The 17,980-nt window shown below is 68.9% G+C and carries 16 protein-coding genes and 1 riboswitch; of the genes, 6 read left to right on the forward strand and 10 right to left on the reverse strand.

Features of this window, described 5'->3' with window-relative positions; genetic code table 11:
• Window positions 1-64: 64 nt before the first annotated feature.
• The 5 genes from M1203_RS18535 to M1203_RS18555 all read left to right on the forward strand — a co-directional run bounded on the left by M1203_RS18535 (window position 65) and on the right by M1203_RS18555 (window position 5,126).
• Window positions 65-370: a small hydrophilic protein gene (locus tag M1203_RS18535; protein ID WP_249950840.1), complete on the forward strand. Its 306-nt coding sequence runs from the start codon at window positions 65-67 to the stop codon at window positions 368-370.
• Complete coding sequence (locus M1203_RS18540) at window positions 321-1,784, forward strand: cell wall metabolism sensor histidine kinase WalK (RefSeq protein ID WP_249950841.1); 1,464 nt, start codon at window positions 321-323, stop codon at window positions 1,782-1,784. Before M1203_RS18535 ends, M1203_RS18540 begins: the two co-directional genes overlap by 50 nt.
• Window positions 1,781-2,440: a response regulator transcription factor gene (locus tag M1203_RS18545; protein ID WP_249950842.1), complete on the forward strand. Its 660-nt coding sequence runs from the start codon at window positions 1,781-1,783 to the stop codon at window positions 2,438-2,440. The genes M1203_RS18540 and M1203_RS18545 overlap by 4 nt, the downstream gene beginning before the upstream one ends.
• Window positions 2,441-2,520: 80 nt before the next feature.
• Entirely contained in the window at window positions 2,521-3,954 is a 1,434-nt protein-coding gene (locus M1203_RS18550; protein ID WP_249950843.1) for an SLC13 family permease, read from the forward strand.
• Window positions 3,951-5,126: a glycerate kinase gene (locus M1203_RS18555; protein WP_249950844.1), complete on the forward strand. Its 1,176-nt coding sequence runs from the start codon at window positions 3,951-3,953 to the stop codon at window positions 5,124-5,126. The genes M1203_RS18550 and M1203_RS18555 overlap by 4 nt, the downstream gene beginning before the upstream one ends.
• A 2-nt stretch (window positions 5,127-5,128) precedes the next feature.
• On the opposite strand, the gene M1203_RS18560 is transcribed toward M1203_RS18555, so the two are convergent.
• The 6 genes from M1203_RS18560 to M1203_RS18585 all read right to left on the reverse strand — a co-directional run bounded on the left by M1203_RS18560 (window position 5,129) and on the right by M1203_RS18585 (window position 12,731).
• Entirely contained in the window at window positions 5,129-6,511 is a 1,383-nt protein-coding gene (locus M1203_RS18560; RefSeq protein ID WP_249950845.1) for an aminotransferase class V-fold PLP-dependent enzyme, read from the reverse strand.
• A 197-nt stretch (window positions 6,512-6,708) separates the two neighbouring features.
• Window positions 6,709-6,826, reverse strand: a riboswitch (SAM riboswitch).
• Between the two features lie 471 nt (window positions 6,827-7,297).
• Window positions 7,298-8,362: an anthranilate phosphoribosyltransferase gene (trpD, locus tag M1203_RS18565; RefSeq protein WP_249950846.1), complete on the reverse strand. Its 1,065-nt coding sequence runs from the start codon at window positions 8,360-8,362 to the stop codon at window positions 7,298-7,300.
• A gap of 194 nt (window positions 8,363-8,556) precedes the next feature.
• A complete protein-coding gene (locus M1203_RS18570; protein ID WP_249950847.1) occupies window positions 8,557-10,182 on the reverse strand; it encodes a ubiquinol-cytochrome c reductase cytochrome b subunit in 1,626 nt (541 codons plus the stop codon).
• Window positions 10,179-11,234 (reverse strand): ubiquinol-cytochrome c reductase iron-sulfur subunit, encoded by a 1,056-nt coding sequence (locus M1203_RS18575; protein ID WP_249950848.1) that lies wholly within the window; start codon window positions 11,232-11,234, stop codon window positions 10,179-10,181. Before M1203_RS18575 ends, M1203_RS18570 begins: the two co-directional genes overlap by 4 nt.
• Window positions 11,231-12,040 carry a c-type cytochrome gene (locus M1203_RS18580; RefSeq protein ID WP_249950849.1) on the reverse strand — a complete coding sequence of 270 codons (810 nt, stop codon included), beginning with the start codon at window positions 12,038-12,040 and terminating at the stop codon, window positions 11,231-11,233. The genes M1203_RS18575 and M1203_RS18580 overlap by 4 nt, the downstream gene beginning before the upstream one ends.
• 70 nt (window positions 12,041-12,110) lie before the next feature.
• On the reverse strand, window positions 12,111-12,731 hold the full coding sequence (locus M1203_RS18585) for a heme-copper oxidase subunit III (protein WP_249950850.1): 621 nt from the start codon (window positions 12,729-12,731) through the stop codon (window positions 12,111-12,113).
• Window positions 12,732-12,927: 196 nt separating this feature from the next.
• Between M1203_RS18585 and M1203_RS18590 the strand changes: the two genes are divergently transcribed.
• A complete protein-coding gene (locus tag M1203_RS18590; RefSeq protein WP_249950851.1) occupies window positions 12,928-13,329 on the forward strand; it encodes a hypothetical protein in 402 nt (133 codons plus the stop codon).
• Between the two features lie 83 nt (window positions 13,330-13,412).
• On the opposite strand, the gene M1203_RS18595 is transcribed toward M1203_RS18590, so the two are convergent.
• From M1203_RS18595 to coxB, 4 genes are all read right to left on the reverse strand, one after another.
• Window positions 13,413-14,663, reverse strand: coding sequence for an Ig-like domain-containing protein (locus M1203_RS18595; protein ID WP_249950852.1), 1,251 nt, complete (start codon window positions 14,661-14,663; stop codon window positions 13,413-13,415).
• Window positions 14,664-14,769: 106 nt separating this feature from the next.
• Window positions 14,770-15,168, reverse strand: coding sequence for a cytochrome c oxidase subunit 4 (locus M1203_RS18600; RefSeq protein ID WP_249950853.1), 399 nt, complete (start codon window positions 15,166-15,168; stop codon window positions 14,770-14,772).
• A complete protein-coding gene (gene ctaD / locus M1203_RS18605) occupies window positions 15,165-16,904 on the reverse strand; it encodes a cytochrome c oxidase subunit I (RefSeq protein WP_249950854.1) in 1,740 nt (579 codons plus the stop codon). Before ctaD ends, M1203_RS18600 begins: the two co-directional genes overlap by 4 nt.
• Entirely contained in the window at window positions 16,901-17,863 is a 963-nt protein-coding gene (gene coxB, locus M1203_RS18610; protein WP_249950855.1) for a cytochrome c oxidase subunit II, read from the reverse strand. Before coxB ends, ctaD begins: the two co-directional genes overlap by 4 nt.
• Window positions 17,864-17,980 lie beyond the last annotated feature (117 nt).

Here is a 17,980-nt window from a genome sequence, read left to right on the forward strand (position 1 = left end):
CGGATGAAGAATTCCTCATCCGGCGCTCATCCCCGCCTCCTCCGCGCCCGGCACCATGACCGGCATGGCCTTCTCTCCTCGTCTGGCGGCCCTGGCGGCGGTCGTCGCCATCCCGCTCGGTATCGCCGCGACCAGCTACGCGATGACGGACAGTCCCGACGCGCCCAAGGTGCCGCCCAAGGTCGAGCTGGGCACCACACCGTCCGGGACGCCGACCGTGCTGCCGGACACCCCGCCGGCCCCCTCGAAGAGCGCGAGCCCCGGCGCCACCCCGGGCGACGCCGTCGTGCCCGGCCCCTCGGCCACCGACGGTGACGACGATGACGACCGCGGTGACGGCCGCGGAGACGACGCCGGTGAAGACGGCTGACTCCCGCCGTATCTCCGCCCGGGTACGGATCCTGCTCTGGCTGCTGGTGGTGATGGCGGTCGCGCTGGCCGCCGTGGCCACCACCACCCGCTCCATCCTGTTGCGGGATGTCGACCAGCGGATCAGCCAGCTGCTCACCCAGGAAACAGGCGAGTTCGCGAACTTCGTCAACCACGGCGTCGATCCGGAGACCGGCGAGCGGTTCAGCGACCCGCGCAGACTGCTCCGGGTGTTTCTGCAACGCCAGTACTCCGACGCGGACGAGGAGTTGCTCGGCCTGATCAGGGCCGACATACCCGAACCGCATGTGATCCGGCAGCGCCGCGACCTCCCCGACCGGACCGCCCTGTGGCGCGACGACGACGCCCTGACCCGGATCTTCGCCTCCACGGCGGCCTCCGGCACCCTGGACCGCTCGGAAGGCGAGGTGCGCTGGGCGAAGGTCGCCATAGACCCGGCCGGTGACGCGGCGCCCGGCGCGTTCGTCGTCGCCTTCCACGCGGACCGGGAACGAGCCGTCGCGAACGAGACGTTCCGTACGCTGCTGGCCATCTCGGGGGTGGCGCTGCTGATGACGACCGGCATCGGCTGGGCGGTCGCGGGCCGCATACTCGCGCCGGTACGGGTCGTACGGATCACCGCGGCGCAACTCACCGAGCAGGACCTCACCCGCCGCATCCCCGTCAAGGGGCGGGACGACATCGCGGCCCTCGCCGAGACCTTCAACGGGATGCTCGACCGGCTGGAGCGCGCGTTCGCCGCGCAGCGGGAGTTCGTCGATGACGCCGGACACGAGCTGCGGACCCCCATCACCATCGTGCGCGGCCATCTGGAGGTGATGGGCGACGACCCGGCCGACCGGGAGGAGACCGTACGTCTGGTCACCGACGAGCTGGACCGGATGAGCCGCATCGTCGAGGATCTGCTGCTGCTCGCCAAGGCCGAACGGCCCGACTTCATCAGCCCTGAACCGGTCCAGCTCGCCGAGCTGACCGCCGATGTCTTCGTGAAGGCGCGGACGCTGGGCGACCGGGAATGGGTGCTGGACGGGGTCGCGGACCGGGAGGCGCGGCTCGATCCGCAGCGGATCACCCAGGCGATGGTGCAGCTCGCGCAGAACGCCGTGCAGCACACCGTGCCCGGACAGCGCATCCGGATCGGCTCGCGGTCGCACGGCGACCGGATCGAGCTCCAGGTCACCGACAACGGGCCCGGCGTACAGCCGCAGGACGCCGAGGTGATCTTCGAACGCTTCCGCCGCGGTACGGCCCGCCGCGGCGCCCGCACCAGCGGCGCCGGGCTCGGCCTGGCGATCGTCAGGGCGATCGCCGAAGGCCACCGGGGCCGGGTCGAGCTGCGCCCCACCGAGGGCGGCGGCGCCACCTTCGTACTCATCCTGGAGACGACTTCATGAACCGCATTCTGATCGCCGAGGACGAGGAGCGCATCGCCTCCTTCGTGGAGAAGGGGCTGCGCGCCAACGGCTTCACCACCACCGTGGCCGCCGACGGCGACTCGGCCCTGGAGTACGCCGTCACCGGCGGCTTCGATCTGGTCCTGCTCGACATCGGGCTGCCGGGGCGCGACGGCTTCACCGTGCTGCGGGAGTTGCGCGAGGCGCGGGTGACGCTGCCGGTCATCGTGCTGACGGCGCGGGATTCCGTACGGGACACCGTGGCCGGTCTTGAGGGCGGCGCCGACGACTGGATGACGAAGCCGTTCCGCTTCGAGGAGCTGCTGGCGCGGATACGGCTGCGGCTGCGCACCGCGGCCCGCGCGCCCGAGGTGACGATGTTGCGCAGCGGCGACCTCAGCCTGGATCTGCGTACCCGCAGGGCGCGTTCGGGCGAGCTGACCGTCGATCTGACGGCCCGTGAGTTCGTGCTGCTCGAACTGTTTCTGCGCCATCCGGGCCAGGTGCTCTCGCGTGAGCAGATCCTCTCCCATGTCTGGGGGTACGACTTCGACCCCGGCTCCAATATCGTGGACGTGTACGTACGGGCGCTGCGCAGGAAACTGGGCGCCCAGCGGCTGGAGACCGTACGGGGCATGGGCTACCGGATGCCCTGACGGCCGCCCGGCCCACCGCATGAACTCCCTTTCATAAAGCGTTCATTCGGGGCTCACCGCACGGACAGAAGCTGTTCGTCGTGACCCTCTCGTTCCGGCAGGCAGGCTGGCTCTGCGCCGTACTCAGCATCTGCGCGCTGCTCGCCGTGCCCGGTTCCCTGCCGGGCCTGAGCGGCGACGCGCGGCTCACCCTGGGCGTCTTCGCCCTCGCCACCTGCGCCTGGATCGCCACCCCGGTGGACGACACGTATATCGCCCTGGGCGCCGGGCTGGCGCTGACCGCGACGGGCGTGATCAGCAGCGAGACGCTGTTCGCGACGCTCGGCGACGAGACGGTGTGGCTGCTCATCTGCGCGTTCGTCCTGGCGGCGGCCGTCACGGGCACCGGGCTCGCGGGCCGGGCCGCGGCCTTCCTGGTCGGCGGGGCCCGTACCGTACGGCAGTTGACGCATCTGACCACGGCCGCGCTGGTGGTCACCGCCTTCGCCGTACCGGCCACCTCGGGGCGCGCGGCCCTCGCCCTGCCGGTGTTTCTCGCGCTCGCCAAGGCGCTCGCCGACCGCACCCGCCTCGTGGTGATGCTCGCGCTGCTCTTCCCGACGGTCATCCTGCTCTCCGCCGTCGCCACCCTGATCGGCGCGGGCGCGCATCTGATCACCGTCAGCGTGCTGTGGGAGCAGACCGGACAGCGGCTGGGGTTCGTCGAGTGGCTGCTGCTCGGGCTGCCGCTCGCCGTCGTCTGCTCCCATCTCGCCGCCGAGGCGGTGCTCCTGACGACCACGACCCGCGCCGACCGGCGCGGGCCCGTCCGGATCACCGCCGCGGAGATCCAGCAGCACTCGGGCACCCCGGTCGAGGGCCCGCTTACCTCGTCGGAGGCGCGGTGCGCGCTGCTGCTCGGGACCGTGGTCGTGCTGTGGTGCAGCGAGCCGCTGCACGGTGTGTCACCGGCGGTGGTCGCGCTGATCGGCGCGGTCGTCGCCGCGTCCCCGGCGCTCGGGACCGTCGGCCTCAAGGACGGACTGCGGACCGTGCCCTGGCCGCTGCTGCTCTTCATGGCGGCGACCATGGCGATGGGTGTCGCCCTCGCCGAGTCGGGAGCCGCCGCATGGCTGGTCGGCTGGGTGCCCGGCGGCTCCACCGTCCCGCCGTGGGCGTTCCTCACCGGAGTGGTGCTGATCAGCACGGCGGCCCATCTGGCCCTTCAGTCCCGTTCGGCCAGATCCTCCGTACTGGTCCCGCTGGTGGTCGTCGCGGCCATCGGCGCCGGCGTCAACCCGATGGCCGCCGCGCTCGCCTCGACCGCCGCGGCCGGGTTCTGCCACACCCTGCCCGCCTCCGCGAAGCCCGTCGCGCTCTTCGCCGATCTGCCCGGCACCCCCACCTACACCCCGCGTGATCTGCTCCGGCTCTCCGCCGTGCTCGCGCCGCTCACAGCGGCCCTCGTCCTGCTCTTCGCCCTCGTCGTCTGGCCGCTGCTCGGCGTGCCCGTTCGTCTGGAGTCCCAGCCATGAGCTACCGCATCGCCATCGCCCCCAGCGGCTTCAAGGAGTCCCTCTCCGCCCGCCAGGTCGCCGAGTCCATCGCCGAGGGCCTGCTCAGGGTGGTCCCCGACGCGGAAGTCGACCTGATCCCGCTGGTGGACGGGGGCGAGGGCACCGCCGAGGCGCTGGCCGCCGCGACCGGCGGCCGGCTGGTCCCGCACACCGCGACCGGCCCGGTCGGTGACCCCGTCAGCAGCCACTTCGCACTCCTCGGGGGCACCGCGCCCGGTACGCCGACCGCCGTCGTCGAGATGGCCGCCGTCGCGGGCCTCTCGCTCGTACCGGCAGCCCGGCGCGACCCGGGCGCCACCACGACCCGCGGCGTCGGCCAACTCATCGGCGCCGCACTGGACCTGGGCGTCCGACGCGTACTCGTCGGCTGCGGCGACTCCGGTACGTCGGACGGCGGCGCCGGAGCACTGCGCGCACTCGGCGCCCGGCTCCTCGACCACCGCGGCCGGGAACTGCCCCCGGGCGGCGCCGCGCTGCGCGGACTGGACCGTATCGATACGAGCGGACTCGACCCCCGGCTCACCGGCACCGAACTGCTCGTCGCCTGCAACCCGTTCAACGTACTGTGCGGCCCGCGCGGAGTGGCCCGGGTGTTCGGCCCGCAGAAGGGCGCGGGACCGGCCATGGTGGAGGAGCTGTCCCTCGCGCTGGAGCGCTGGGCGGCCGTCCTCACCAGGGACCTGTCCCCCGCGACCGACCTGCGCACCGCCCCCGGCACGGGCGCCTCCGGCGGTCTGGGAGCCGGTCTGGCCGCCCTCGGCGCGCGCCTGCTGCCCCGTTTCGACGTCCTGCTCGACCGGCTCGACCTCGACGCCCGGCTGGCCCGCGCCGATCTGGTGATCACCGCGGAAGGCGCGCTCGACCACCAGACCGTACGCGGCAAGATCCCGGCCGAAGTCGCCCGCCGCGCCCACGCGTCCGGGGTGCCGGTCCTGGTACTGGCCGGCACCATCGGGCAGGGCGCGCACGAGGTGCGGGCCGTGGGCGTCGACGCGTACAGCTCGATCCTGCCCGCACCCGTAGCGCTGCCGGAAGCCCTCGACCGGGGCGGTGAGTTCCTCGCCGACGCGACCGAACGCGCCCTGCGGATGGTTCTGCTCGGCACCCGCCTCGCACCCGTCGCGGCCTGACCTCAGCCGCGGTCGGGGACGCAGCGGCCGTCCTCCGTACGGTAGTTCCACCGCGCGCCGTCAGTCACCAGCTCCCGCACGGCCCGGACGAACCGGTCGACATGCTCGTCCGGCGTCCCGGCGCCGAAGCTCACCCGGATCGCGTTGAGCGACCGCTCGCCCGGCTCGGCATCGGGGGCGCCGCACTCCCCCGGGTCGCTCGGGTCACTGCCCAGCAGCGTCCGTACCAGCGGATGGGCGCAGAAGAGCCCGTCCCGTACACCGATGCCGTACTCCGCGGAGAGCGCGGCGGCGAAGTGCGAGCTGTTCCACCCCTCGACCACGAACGACAGCACGCCGACCCGCGGCGCGTCCTCGCCGAACAGCGAGAGCACCTTCACCTCGGGCACCCCGGCCAGCCCCTCCCGCACCCGGGCCACCAGCCGCTGTTCGCGCGCCACCAGCGCGTCGAACCCGGCGTCGGTGAGCGCCTTGCAGGCCGAGGCGAGCGCGTACACCCCGATGACATTGGGCGAACCGGCCTCATGACGGGCCGCCGTGGTGTGCCAGTCGACATCCACCCCGCCATCGGCCCGGCGCGCGACCTTACGGCTGGCGCCACCCCCGGCGAGATACGGCTCCGCGTCCTGGAGCCAGTCGGCCCGCCCGGCGAGCACCCCGGACCCGAACGGCGCGTACAGCTTGTGCCCGGAGAAGGCAACCCAGTCGACGTCCAACTCCGCGATGTCCACGGGATGGTGCGGCGCGAGCTGAGCGGCGTCCAGCACGATACGGGCGCCCCCCGCGTGCGCGGCGGCGGCCAGCTCCCGTACGGGCCACAGCTCACCGGTCACATTGGACGCACCGGTCACACAGACCAGCGCGGGCCCCTCGGAACCCCGCCCGGCGAGCGCCCGCTCCAGCGTGGCGACGGCCTCGCCCGGCGTCCGAGGAGCGTTGAGATAGGTCACCTGTGCGTCCCGCCAGGGCAGCAGCGAGGCGTGGTGCTCGGTCTCGAACACGAACACCTCGCACTCCGCGGGGACGACGGCCGCCAGCAGATTGAGCGAATCGGTGGTCGAACGGGTGAAGACGACCTGGTCACCGGGGCGGCAGCCAAGGAACTCGGCGACTGTGCGGCGGCTGTTCTCGAACAGGTCGGTGGAGAGCTGCGAGAGATAACCGGCGCCCCGGTGGACACTGCCGTAGTACGGGGCGTACGCGGCGACGTCGTCCCACACCCGCTGAAGGGCGGGGGCGCTGGCCGCGTAGTCGAGCGCGGCGTAGGTCACCTCGCCGCCGGTGACGAGCGGGACGGTCACCTCACGCCCGAGCACGGGGAGCGGGGTGGCGTGGGCGGGGTCGTTTGAGGGGGTCGTGGCGGCGGCGTTCGGGCGTGCGGACATGGCGATATCTCCCGGCGGGACAAGTCGGAACGGCTTCAAGTCCCCGCGGTGCGCGGCTGCGCCGCGGTGGTGGCGGGGTGTGCCTCGACGCACGGGGTCGCCGTGCGGAGGTGTTGAAGAAGGGGCGCGCTCGCCCTAACGCATTCGCTTGCTCACGAGACTGCTCCCTTGAGGACCAGGACCCCAAAGGTGGCAGGGGTCCGCGCTTGCCGCAGACCTCGCTGCCTACGGCCTGGTCTTCACCCGGGGCACCCCGCCACGGACGGAGGGTTGCCGGACAGCGAGCCGGGGCCTTAATCGCTGTCGCTCATGACCTTGCCGGAGAGTATGCCATACGGGTGGCGGTGCGCCTCCGGCGGGGGCGGTGCGGGTGCGTGCGTCGTTGTCGGCCGGGGTCCGGGGCCTCCGGAGGTACATGTCCGGACGGCATGATTTACGGCGCGAACCTGCCCAGACGATGGTTCGGGCGTCCGCGCGCCACAAATCACGCTTTAGTGTCCGGACACGCACCTCCTACGACCCCGACCCCCTCCCCTCGGTGGGCACACTCGGCCCCGCGCACGGCCGGGCCGCTTGAGCGGGCGGTGAAGGGGGGCGCGCAGGGGTCGTGTCCGGGACGTAGAGCGTGATTTGTGGCGCGCGAACGCCCGAACCATCGTCTGGGCAGCTGCGCGCCGTAAATCATGCAGTCCCGGATGCGACCCCGGAGCGCACACCGGCAACAACCCGCACCCGAAAACCGGCCCCAGCCGAAACGCACCCGAGAACCCGGCCCCCGCGGAAAACCTACGACTGCGACGACGCGATCCAACGCGCCAACGCCCGCCCCGCCTCGCCCGAGTCGATCGACTCCGCCGCCCGCTCCATCCCCGCCGACAGCTGCGTCGCCAGCGACTCCCCCGTCGGGTCCAGCGCCACCAGCGCCGCCGCCGAGTTCAGCAGCACCGCGTCCCGCACCGGCCCCGTCTCCCCCGCCAGCAGCCGCCGCGCGACATCCGCGTTGTACGAGGCGTCCGCGCCCCGCAGCGCCTCCACCGGTACCAGCTCCAGGCCCACGTCCCGCGGGTCGAACGCCTCCTCCGTCACCGCGCCGTCCCGTACGACCCACACCCGCGACGTCGCGGTGGTGGTCAGCTCGTCGAGGCCGTCGTCGCCGCGGAAGACCAGCGCGGAGGAGCCGCGCTCGGCCAGTACGCCCGCGATGATCGGCGCCATACGGGCGTCCGCGACGCCGGTCGCCTGCGCGCGGACCTTCGCCGGGTTGGTGAGGGGGCCCAGGAAGTTGAAGGTGGTGCGGATGCCCAACTCGCCTCGCGCGGCGGCCACATGGCGCAGGGCGGGGTGGAACTTCACCGCGAAGCAGAAGGTGATGCCGGCTTCCTCGGCGACCTCGGCGACCCGCTGGGGGGTCAGCTCCAGGTTGACGCCGAGCTTCTCCAGTACGTCGGAGGCGCCGCTCGCCGAGGACGCGGCGCGGTTGCCGTGCTTGACGACCTTCGCGCCGGTGCCGGCGACCACGATCGACGACATGGTCGAGATATTGACGGTCTTGGCGCCGTCACCGCCGGTGCCGACGATGTCGACGGTCCGGCCGGGCACCTCGATCAGGTTGGCGTGCGCGTACATCGAGCGTACGAGGCCGCTGATCTCGGCGACCGTCTCGCCCTTGGCGCGCAGCGCGACGGCGAAACCGGCGATCTGGGCGTTGGTGGCCTCGCCGCTCATGATCCGGTCCATCGCCCAGGCGGTGGCGTCCGCGCTCTGGTCTGCGCCGCTCAGCAGCGCGTTCAGTACGTCCGGCCAGGTGCGGGCCGCCGCGGTGTCGCCTCCGACGGGGGTCACAGCGCTCATGCTCGCTCCTGGGTGTCCGGGTCCAATACGTGGGCCTTGTGTGCGGCCCTTGGCCAGCCTATCGGCGCGTACCGGCGCACAGGGCGGATGCCCGTACTCCGGGACGGAACCTACGCCGAGGGCCCCGGCCGGTTCCCTCGCGGGAGACCGGGCCGGGGCCCTCGGTGGTGGCGACCTGATGAGGCCGGGCGGGATCAGTGGTGGCCGTGGCCGCTGGTGATCTCCTTGTACTCCTCGGCGGTGGGCTTGGGAATCTGGCTGCCCTCGCCGTAGTAGCCCTTGCTCAGCTTCGAGCGGAGCTTCTCGGTCGGGCCGACCTTGCGCTCGACGCCGTTCTCGTCGACCGTGGGGCCGATCTCGGCCGGCTTGTACTGCTCGTGCGCGGTGAGCTTGTGCAGGTCTCCCTGCTCCAGCGGGGTGTGGACCTCGATGAACTCACCGTGCGGCAGCCGCTTGATGACTCCGGACTCGCGTCCGTGCAGCACCTTCTCGGCGTCGCGCCGCTGGAGACCCAGGCAGATCCGCTTGGTGACGATGAAGGCGATGACCGGTCCGGCGAAGAAGGCGATCCGGACGAACCAGGTGATCGCGTTGATCGACAGATGGAAGTGCGTCGCCCACAGGTCGTTACCACCACCGACCAGCAGGATGAAGTACCAGGTCAGCCACGCCACACCGAACGCGGTACGGGTCGGTGCGTTGCGCGGGCGGTCCGCGATGTGGTGCTCGCGCTTGTCACCGGTGACCCAGGACTCGATGAACGGGTAGACCGCGATCGCGACCAGCACCAGCGGGAAGATCACCAGCGGGATGAAGACACCCAGGACGAGGGTGTGGCCGGCGAAGTTGATCTCCCAGCCGGGCATCACACGGATGAGTCCCTCGGAGAAGCCCATGTACCAGTCGGGCTGGGCGCCGGTGGACACCTGGTCGGGACGGTACGGGCCGAGGGCCCAGATCGGGTTGATCGTGGCGATCGCGGAGACGATCGCGATCACACCGAAGACCAGGAAGAAGAAGCCTCCGGCCTTCGCCATGTAGACCGGCAGCAGCGGCATGCCCACGACGTTGTTGTTCGTACGGCCGGGGCCCGCGAACTGCGTGTGCTTGTGGTAGAAGACCAGGATCAGGTGGGCCACCACCAGTCCGAGCATGATGCCGGGCAGCAACAGGATGTGGACCGAGTAGAACCGGGCCACGAAGTCGCCGCCGGGGAACTCCCCGCCGAAGAGGAACATCGACAGATACGTTCCGACGACCGGCACCGACAGGACCGCGCCCTGCATGAACCGGACACCGGTGCCGGACAGCAGGTCGTCCGGGAGCGAGTAACCGGTGAACCCGGTGAACATGCCCAGGACGAACAGCAGGAAGCCGAACAGCCAGTTGACCTCGCGCGGCTTGCGGAACGCGCCCGTGAAGAAGACACGCATCATGTGGACGAGCATGGCCGCGAGGAAGATCAGCGCGGCCCAGTGGTGGATCTGCCGGATCAGCAGACCGCCGCGGACGTCGAAGCTGATGTCCAGCGTGGAGGCGAACGCCTCCGACATCATCACGCCCTGGAGCGGGACGTAGCTGCCGTGGTACTCCACCTCGTTCATCGACGGGTGGAAGAACAGCGTCAGATACACACCCGTGAGGATGATGATGATGAAGCTGTAGAGGCAGATCTCACCGAGCATGAAGGACCAGTGGTCCGGGAAGATCTTCCGCATGTTGGCCTTGGCCAGGCCGTAGATGCCCAGCCTGCCGTCCGCCCAGTCGGCGACCCGCTCACCGGCGGGCGCCTTGCGGTTCTTTTCGTCAGCGGTACTCATCCGCGCTCCCAGAAGGCAGGGCCGACGGGCTCGTCGAAGTCGCCGAGCGCTTCGAGGTTGCCCTCAGCGTTCACACCGATACGCAGCTGCGGAAGGGCGTGACCGGCCGGGCCGAAGATGACGCGGGCGCCGTCGGAGAGGTCGAAGGTGGACTGGTGGCACGGGCAGAGCACGTGGTGCGTCTGCTGCTCGTACAGGCTGATCGGGCAGCCGACATGGGTACAGATCTTCGAGTACGCCACGATCCCCTGGTGGGACCATTCGAGCTCGCGCTTGTCCTTGATCTCGTCCGGCTGGATCCGGACGATCATCAGAGCCGCCTTGGCGATCTGCTTCTGGAAGTCCTCGCTGTGCGTGTCGAGGCCCTCGGGCATGGCGAAGGTCAGCGAGCCCACGACGATGTCCTCGGGGCGCAGCGGCTCATTGGTGTTCATGTTGATGAGCTCTTTGCCCTTGCGCCACAGCGTGGAGCGGAGCTTCTTCTCGGGCAGCGGGCCCAGGTCGCGCAGGAGCACCACGCCGGAGAGCGGCACCAGCGCCATCGCGCCGAACATGGTGTTGCGGATCAGCTTGCGCCGGCCGAAGCCGGACTCCGCCGCACCCTGGGCGAAGTCCTCCAGGACCTTCGCCTTGACCTCGGGCGTCGCCTCGATCGGATGGCGGTCGTCGGACATCTCCACGTCCGACATCAGCGTGCGGGCCCAGTGGACCGCGCCGGCGCCGATGCAGAAGAGCGCGATACCCAGGGTCAGGCCCAGCGAGAAGTTCAGGATGCTGATGTGGCCGAACGGGAAGATAAAGACGATCTTGTCGACCGGGAACGCCACGTACGAGGCGATGAACGCCACCGTCGCGACCATCGACAGCAGGAACAGGAAGGCGATCGCGCGCTCGGACCGCTTGGCCGCCCGCTCGTCGATGTCCTGCACCCGCGGCCGGTGGGCCGGCAGGCCCGGGTCGGCGAACGGGTCGTCCGTACGCTCCACCGCGCTGCCCGCGGCCCCCTGCTCGCTCGGCAGGTTCTTCTCTTGGATGTCTTCTTGGCTACTCATGACTTCTTGGCCTTAGCGGTGTGGGCCGCGACCCAGACGGCAACTGCGATCAAAGCACCCAGACCGAAGATCCAGGCGAAGAGCCCTTCGCTGACCGGGCCGAGGCCACCCAGCTTGAGACCGCCGGGGCTCTCGGACTGCTCACCGTTCACCGCCTTGACGTAGGCGATGATGTCCTTCTTCTGCTGCTCCGGCATCGTGGAGTCGGGGAAGGACGGCATGTTCTGCGGGCCGGTCTGCATGGCCTCGTAGATGTGCTTCGGATCCACGCCCTCAAGCGACGGCGCGGTCTTGCCGTGTGTCAGCGCCCCACCCTCACCGGTGAAGTTGTGGCACTGGGTGCAGTTGGTACGGAACAGTTCGCCACCGTTGGCGATGTCCGCACCGGCGGGGCTGTACTGCTTCTCGGTCGGTGTGATCGGACCGGCGCCGAGGGACGCGACATACGCGGCGAGCTGGTCGATCTCCTTCTGCGAGTAGATGACCTTCTTCTTCGGCACCTGGGCGCCGGGCGCCATGGCCGGCATACGGCCGGTGCCGACCTGGAAGTCCACGGCGGCGGAGCCGACGCCGACCAGGCTCGGGCCGTCAGAGGTTCCCTGACCGCCGGTTCCATGGCAGCTGGCACAGCCGACGGCGTAGAGCTTCTTGCCCTCCTCGATGGCGAGGGACTGGGCGGTTTCGTCAGCCTGCGCCTTGCCCGCGGGCGCGAACGCGGTGTACAGCCCCCCGGTGGCCGCCAGCGCGAGGAGTAGGACGACGACCGCCGCCAGCGGATGGCGTCGTCGTGCGGAGAGCTTTTTCACGGATTACCCCGGTGTCAGGATCTTCTGCGTCGGTGCTTCTGGACTGTGTGCGCTCGGGCGCGGTGCCCGGCTACTTGATCAAGTAGATCGTGGCGAAAAGGCCGATCCAGACGACATCGACGAAGTGCCAGTAGTAGGACACGACGATGGCGGCGGTCGCCTGCTCGTGGGTGAATCTCTTGGCCGCGTACGTCCTGCCCAGGACGAACAGGAACGCGATCAGACCCCCCGTCACGTGCAGACCGTGGAAGCCGGTGGTCAGATAGAACACCGAGCCGTACGGGTCGGAGGAGAGCGAGATGCCGTCCTTCTTGACCAGCTCGGTGTACTCGAAGACCTGGCCTCCGATGAAGATCGCACCCATCACGAACGTGATCACGAACCAGGTGCGGAGCTTCTTCACGTCACCTCGCTCGGCGGCGAAGACGCCGAGCTGACAGGTGAGGGAGGAGAGCACCAGGATCGTGGTGTTCGTTGCCGAGAACGGGATGTTCAGGGCATGAGCCATTTCCTTCCAGTACTCGGCTCCCATCACCGATCGCAGGGTGAAGTACATCGCGAAGAGGGCCGCGAAGAACATCAGCTCGGAACTCAGCCAAATGATGGTTCCGACGCTGGTGAGGTTCGGTCGATTGACCGACGGGTGCGCGTGCCCGGTTTCTACTGTCGTTGCTGTCGCCACGACCGACATTATGTCGGTCGCTTATCCCGCCCTGACCCCGGGGGTGCCGTTCGGTGTGTCCACGGGGTGTGCCCTGCTCGAACAGCCCGGCGAAGGGGTGTCATTACCCGTGCTGACATGGTGTCCGACGGAGTAGCATCCGCGGCATCGGTTCATGGCAACGACGCCCTGAAGCCCTCGCAGACACTGATGTCACGGAGGAACAATGCAGCCGACCGCCACGGTGCTGGTCTACAGCGACGACGCGAACACCCGCGAGCAGGTCCGGCTGGCAGCGGGACGCCGGCCGGCCGCCGATGTGCCGCCCGTCGAGTTCCTGGAGTGCGCCACTCTGCCCGCGGTGCTCAAGCAGCTGGACAAGGGCGGCGTCGACGTCTGCGTGCTGGACGGCGAGACGGTCCCGGCGGGCGGCATGGGGGTCTGCCGGCAGATCAAGGACGAGATCTTCAACTGCCCGCCCGTGCTGCTGCTGATCGGCCGCCCGCAGGACGCCTGGCTGGCCACCTGGAGCCGCGCGGACGCCGCGGTGACGCTTCCGGTCGAGCCGGTCGGCTTCGCGGAGGCGCTGGCCTCCCTGCTGCGCACCAGGCTCTCCGTGGACGCCTGAGGGCCACGCACGACTGAGGGCCGCGGACGTCGGCCAGGACGTCCACGGCCCCTTCTCGGACCATGCGGTTCGGTTCCCCGGATTCAGACGACGGGACGGAGCCTCGCCTTGTCGGCGGGGCTGCTGCCCTCCCGTGTACCGGCCTGGAGGACGCTGCCCTCGCGCCAGTCCTTCCAGTCCACGTTCCAGTCGCCGTAGCCGTTGCCGAAGTCCTCCATGTAGTCCCCGGCGCTGTTGATGACCTGGACGATGTCGCCCTCCTGGACGGTCTCGAAGAACCAGGCGGCGTTGCCGGTGGACATGCCCACGCAGCCGTGGCTGACGTTCGCGGACCCCTGCGAGCCCACGGACCATGGCGCGGCGTGTACGTACTCACCGCTCCAGGTGACGCGGGTGGCCCAGTAGACGGGCAGGTCGTAGCCCTCGCCGCCGCCGATGCCCACGCTGGTGCCGCGCATCCGTACGAAGTACTCCTGGCCCAGTACGACCTTGATGCCGTTACGCGTGGAGAAGCCGGGCTTGCCGGTGGTCACCGGAATGCTGTTGATCTCTTCCCCGTTGACGTAGACCGTCATGTAGTGCGCGCTGGCGTCGACGATGGCCTCGACCCGGTCGCCGGTCTTCATCTTGATCGGCTTGACCGTCCCGCCGTACAGCTTGTCGCTGATCTTCACACCTTCGAGGGTGCTCCACGCGGTGACGGTCCCGTTGGCGGGCCAGTAGTCCTTGGGGCGGTAGTGGAGTTCGGTTTCGTCCACCCAGTGCCAGGCGCCGCCGTCCGCGGCGGGCTGGGAGCGGACCTTCAGGGACCGCTCGACCACGTCCCTGGCCTTCTTGGAGGTGACCGGCTCGCTGAGCGTGGCGGTGATGGGCTGACCGACCCCGTACTCGCCGGAGTCCGGGCCGAATTCGACGGTGAGCTTCTTCTTGGCGGGGCGAGTATCGAAGGTGAGCGTCCGGAGCCCGGGGGCACCCTTCTTGCTCTCCGTGGAGACCTTGACGGTGTAGCGGCTGCCGGCGGCCAGGGGCGCCGTGGAGTGCCAGCGTGTGCCGTCGGCGGCGAGTTCGCCGGCCAGGTAGTGGCCCGTCTTGTCGACAGCGGTGACGTCGGTGATCTTGCCATCGGCCCCTGTGGAGGTGACTTCGAGGGGCTTGTCCGGGTCGGCCTTGGTCTTGCCCGCGGACGTACTGAAGGAGATCTTGCCGGTGGCGTCGGACGGCTTGGCGGAGAGCGGGTGCTTCTCGTTGCCGCCGCACGCGGTCGCGCTCGCCCAGAGGGACACGACCAGCAGGGTGCAGCTCAAGACAGTGCGCAAGCGTGGCGTGTGATTCATGAGCACAAGATAAGAACGCCTGCCGCTTTTGCGCGCGGTGAGAAGAGCAAACGGGGGACCCGAGCACTCCGCATGGAATGCTCGGGCCCCGGGTTCACTCGGAGTGCTACTGGTTCTGGTTCTCGCCCCGGTAGAACTCGAAGACCCAGCCCCAGAGGCCGATCAGGATCAGTGGTGCCGAGAAGTAAAGCAGCCACCAGCCGATAGCGATACCCAGGAAGGCGAGCGCACCACCGACGGCGAGCGAGAACGGCTGCCAGCTGTGCGGGGCGAAGAACCCCACCTCGCCGGCCTCGTCCGCGACATCGGCCTCCTTGTTGTCCTGAGCCAGCGCGTCCATCCGGCGAGCCGTGAAGGCCAGATAGAACCCGATCATGATGCTCAGGCCGAAGGCCAGGAACAGCGCCGTCGTACCGACCGGCTCCTTCGACCAGACGCCGTAGACAACGGCGGTGGCGAGGATGAAGACGCTCAGCCAGATGAACAGCCTGCCTTGGATCTTCACTTGCCGACCTCCTTGCCACCCGCGAGGGCGGTGTCCTTGTGGCCGTCGAGCTCAAGGTGTTCCAGTGCGGCGATCTCCGGGTGGTGCAGATCGAACGCCGGCGATTCGGAACGGATGCGCGGCAGCGTGAGGAAGTTGTGCCGCGGCGGCGGGCAGGAAGTCGCCCATTCGAGCGAACGGCCGTAGCCCCACGGGTCGTCGACCTCGATCTTCTTGCCGTACTTGGCCGTCTTCCAGACGTTGTAGAAGAACGGCAGGACGGAGGCGCCGAGGACGAACGAGCTGATCGTGGAGATGGTGTTCAGCGCGGTGAAGCCGTCGGCGGCGAGATAGTCCGCGTAACGGCGCGGCATACCTTCGGCGCCCAGCCAGTGCTGGACGAGGAAGGTGCCGTGGAAGCCGATGAACAGCGTCCAGAACGTGATCTTCCCGAGCCGCTCGTCCAGCATCTTGCCGGTGAACTTCGGCCACCAGAAGTGGAATCCGGCGAACATCGCGAACACCACGGTGCCGAACACGACGTAGTGGAAGTGCGCCACCACGAAGTAGGAGTCGGACACATGGAAGTCCATCGGCGGCGACGCCAGGATCACACCGGTCAGACCACCGAACACGAAGGTGATCAGGAATCCGATCGTCCACAGCATCGGTGTCTCGAAGGACAGTGAGCCCTTCCACATCGTGCCGATCCAGTTGAAGAACTTCACACCGGTGGGCACCGCGATCAGGAAGGTCATGAAGGAGAAGAACGGCAACAACACGCCGCCCGTCACATACATGTGGTGCGCCCATACCGTCACCGACAGGCCCGCGATCGCGATCGTCGCCGCCACCAGACCGATGTAACCGAACATCGGCTTGCGCGAGAAGACCGGGATCACTTCGGAGACGATGCCGAAGAACGGCAAGGCGATGATGTACACCTCTGGATGCCCGAAGAACCAGAACAGGTGCTGCCACAACAACGCCCCGCCATTGGCGGAGTTGAAGATCTGCGCACCGAACTTGCGGTCGGCCTCCAGCGCGAAGAGCGCGGCGGCAAGCACCGGGAAGGCCAGCAGGACCAGCACACCGGTCAGCAGCACGTTCCAGGTGAAGATCGGCATCCGGAACATCGTCATGCCGGGGGCGCGCATGCAGATGATCGTGGTGATGAAGTTGACCGAACCGAGGATCGTGCCGAAGCCGGAGAAGGCCAGACCCATGATCCACAGGTCCGCGCCGATGCCCGGCGAACGCACCGCGTCAGACAGCGGCGAGTACGCGAACCAGCCGAAGTCGGCGGCGCCCTGGGGGGTGAGGAAACCGCTCACGGCGATGATCGAGCCGAAGAGGTAGAGCCAGTACGCGAACATGTTCAGCCGCGGGAACGCCACATCGGGCGCGCCGATCTGCAGCGGCATGATCCAGTTCGCGAATCCGGCGAAGAGCGGCGTCGCGAACATCAGCAGCATGATCGTGCCGTGCATCGTGAACGCCTGGTTGAACTGCTCGTTCGACATGATCTGCGTACCGGGACGGGCCAGTTCGGCGCGCATGAAGAGCGCCATCAGACCGCCGATGCAGAAGAACGCGAACGACGTGACCAGGTACATCGTGCCGATCGTCTTGTGATCTGTGGTGGTCAGCCACTTCACGACGACATTGCCCGGCTGCTTGCGCCGTACCGGCAGCTCGCTCTCGTAGGAGTCGTCAGCTGCTGCGGCGGCACCCTGGGGTTCGTTGAGGATGCTCACAGTTTGTTCGTCTCCGCGTTCTTGGCCGGATCCGTCTGCGCGATGCCCGACGGGATGTAGCCGCTCTGGCCCTTCTTGGCCAGATCCTCCAAGTGCTGCTGGTAGCGCTCCGGGGAGACCACCTTGACGTTGAAGAGCATCCGCGAGTGGTCGACGCCGCAGAGCTCGGCGCACTTGCCCAGGAAGGTGCCCTCCTGGTTCGGGGTCACCTCGAAGGAGTTGGTGTGCCCCGGGATGACGTCCTGCTTCATCAGGAACGGCACCACCCAGAAGGAGTGGATGACATCACGCGACGTGAGGATGAACCGGACCTTCTCGCCCTTGGGGAGCCACAGCGTCGGACCCGGGTTCCCGGTCTGCGGGTTCCGCTGGCCCGGCACACCGGCGTCGTAGACGCCCTCGGCACCCTTGGGGAACTGGTCGGTGAACCGCTTCGGGATGGCATCGAGCTCCGGGGGGATCTCGTTGCCCGTGGAGGTGTTGCCGTCCACGTTCTCGATGTAGTTGAAGCCCCAGCTCCACTGGTAGCCGACCACGTTCACGGTGTGGGCCGGCTTCTCGGAGAGCGAGAGGAGCTTCGACTCGTCCCGGGCGGTGAAGTAGAACAGCACCGAGACGATGATGAGCGGGACCACGGTGTACAGCGCCTCGATGGGCATGTTGTACCGGGTCTGCGGAGGTACCTCCACCTTGGTGCGGCTGCGCCGGTGGAAGATGATGCTCCACAGGATCAGACCCCATACCAGGATGCCCGTGACGAGCGCTGCCGCCCACGAGCCCTGCCAGAGGGAGAGGATCCGGGGAGCCTCCTCCGTCACTGGGGTGGGCATTCCAAGGCGGGGGAAGTCCTTGTATGTGCAACCGGTGGCGGTCGCGAGGATCAGGCCCGCAGTCAGCACCTGCGGCAGCTTCCGCCGCATCGGGCGCCGCGACGAGCGGTCGGAGCCGTTGGGACTCACGTAGCGCCTTCCCGAGAGTCTCGCCCGCGCGGTCGGCTGCGGCCATCTCCTGGTCGGTCGCCGGCCCACGCAGGCAGGGGTTTGGATGTTTATGCGGACCAAACCCTACTGGACGCG

It is taken from the genome of Streptomyces sp. 35G-GA-8 (assembly GCF_023534745.1).
Taxonomy (GTDB): Bacteria; Actinomycetota; Actinomycetes; order Streptomycetales; family Streptomycetaceae; genus Streptomyces.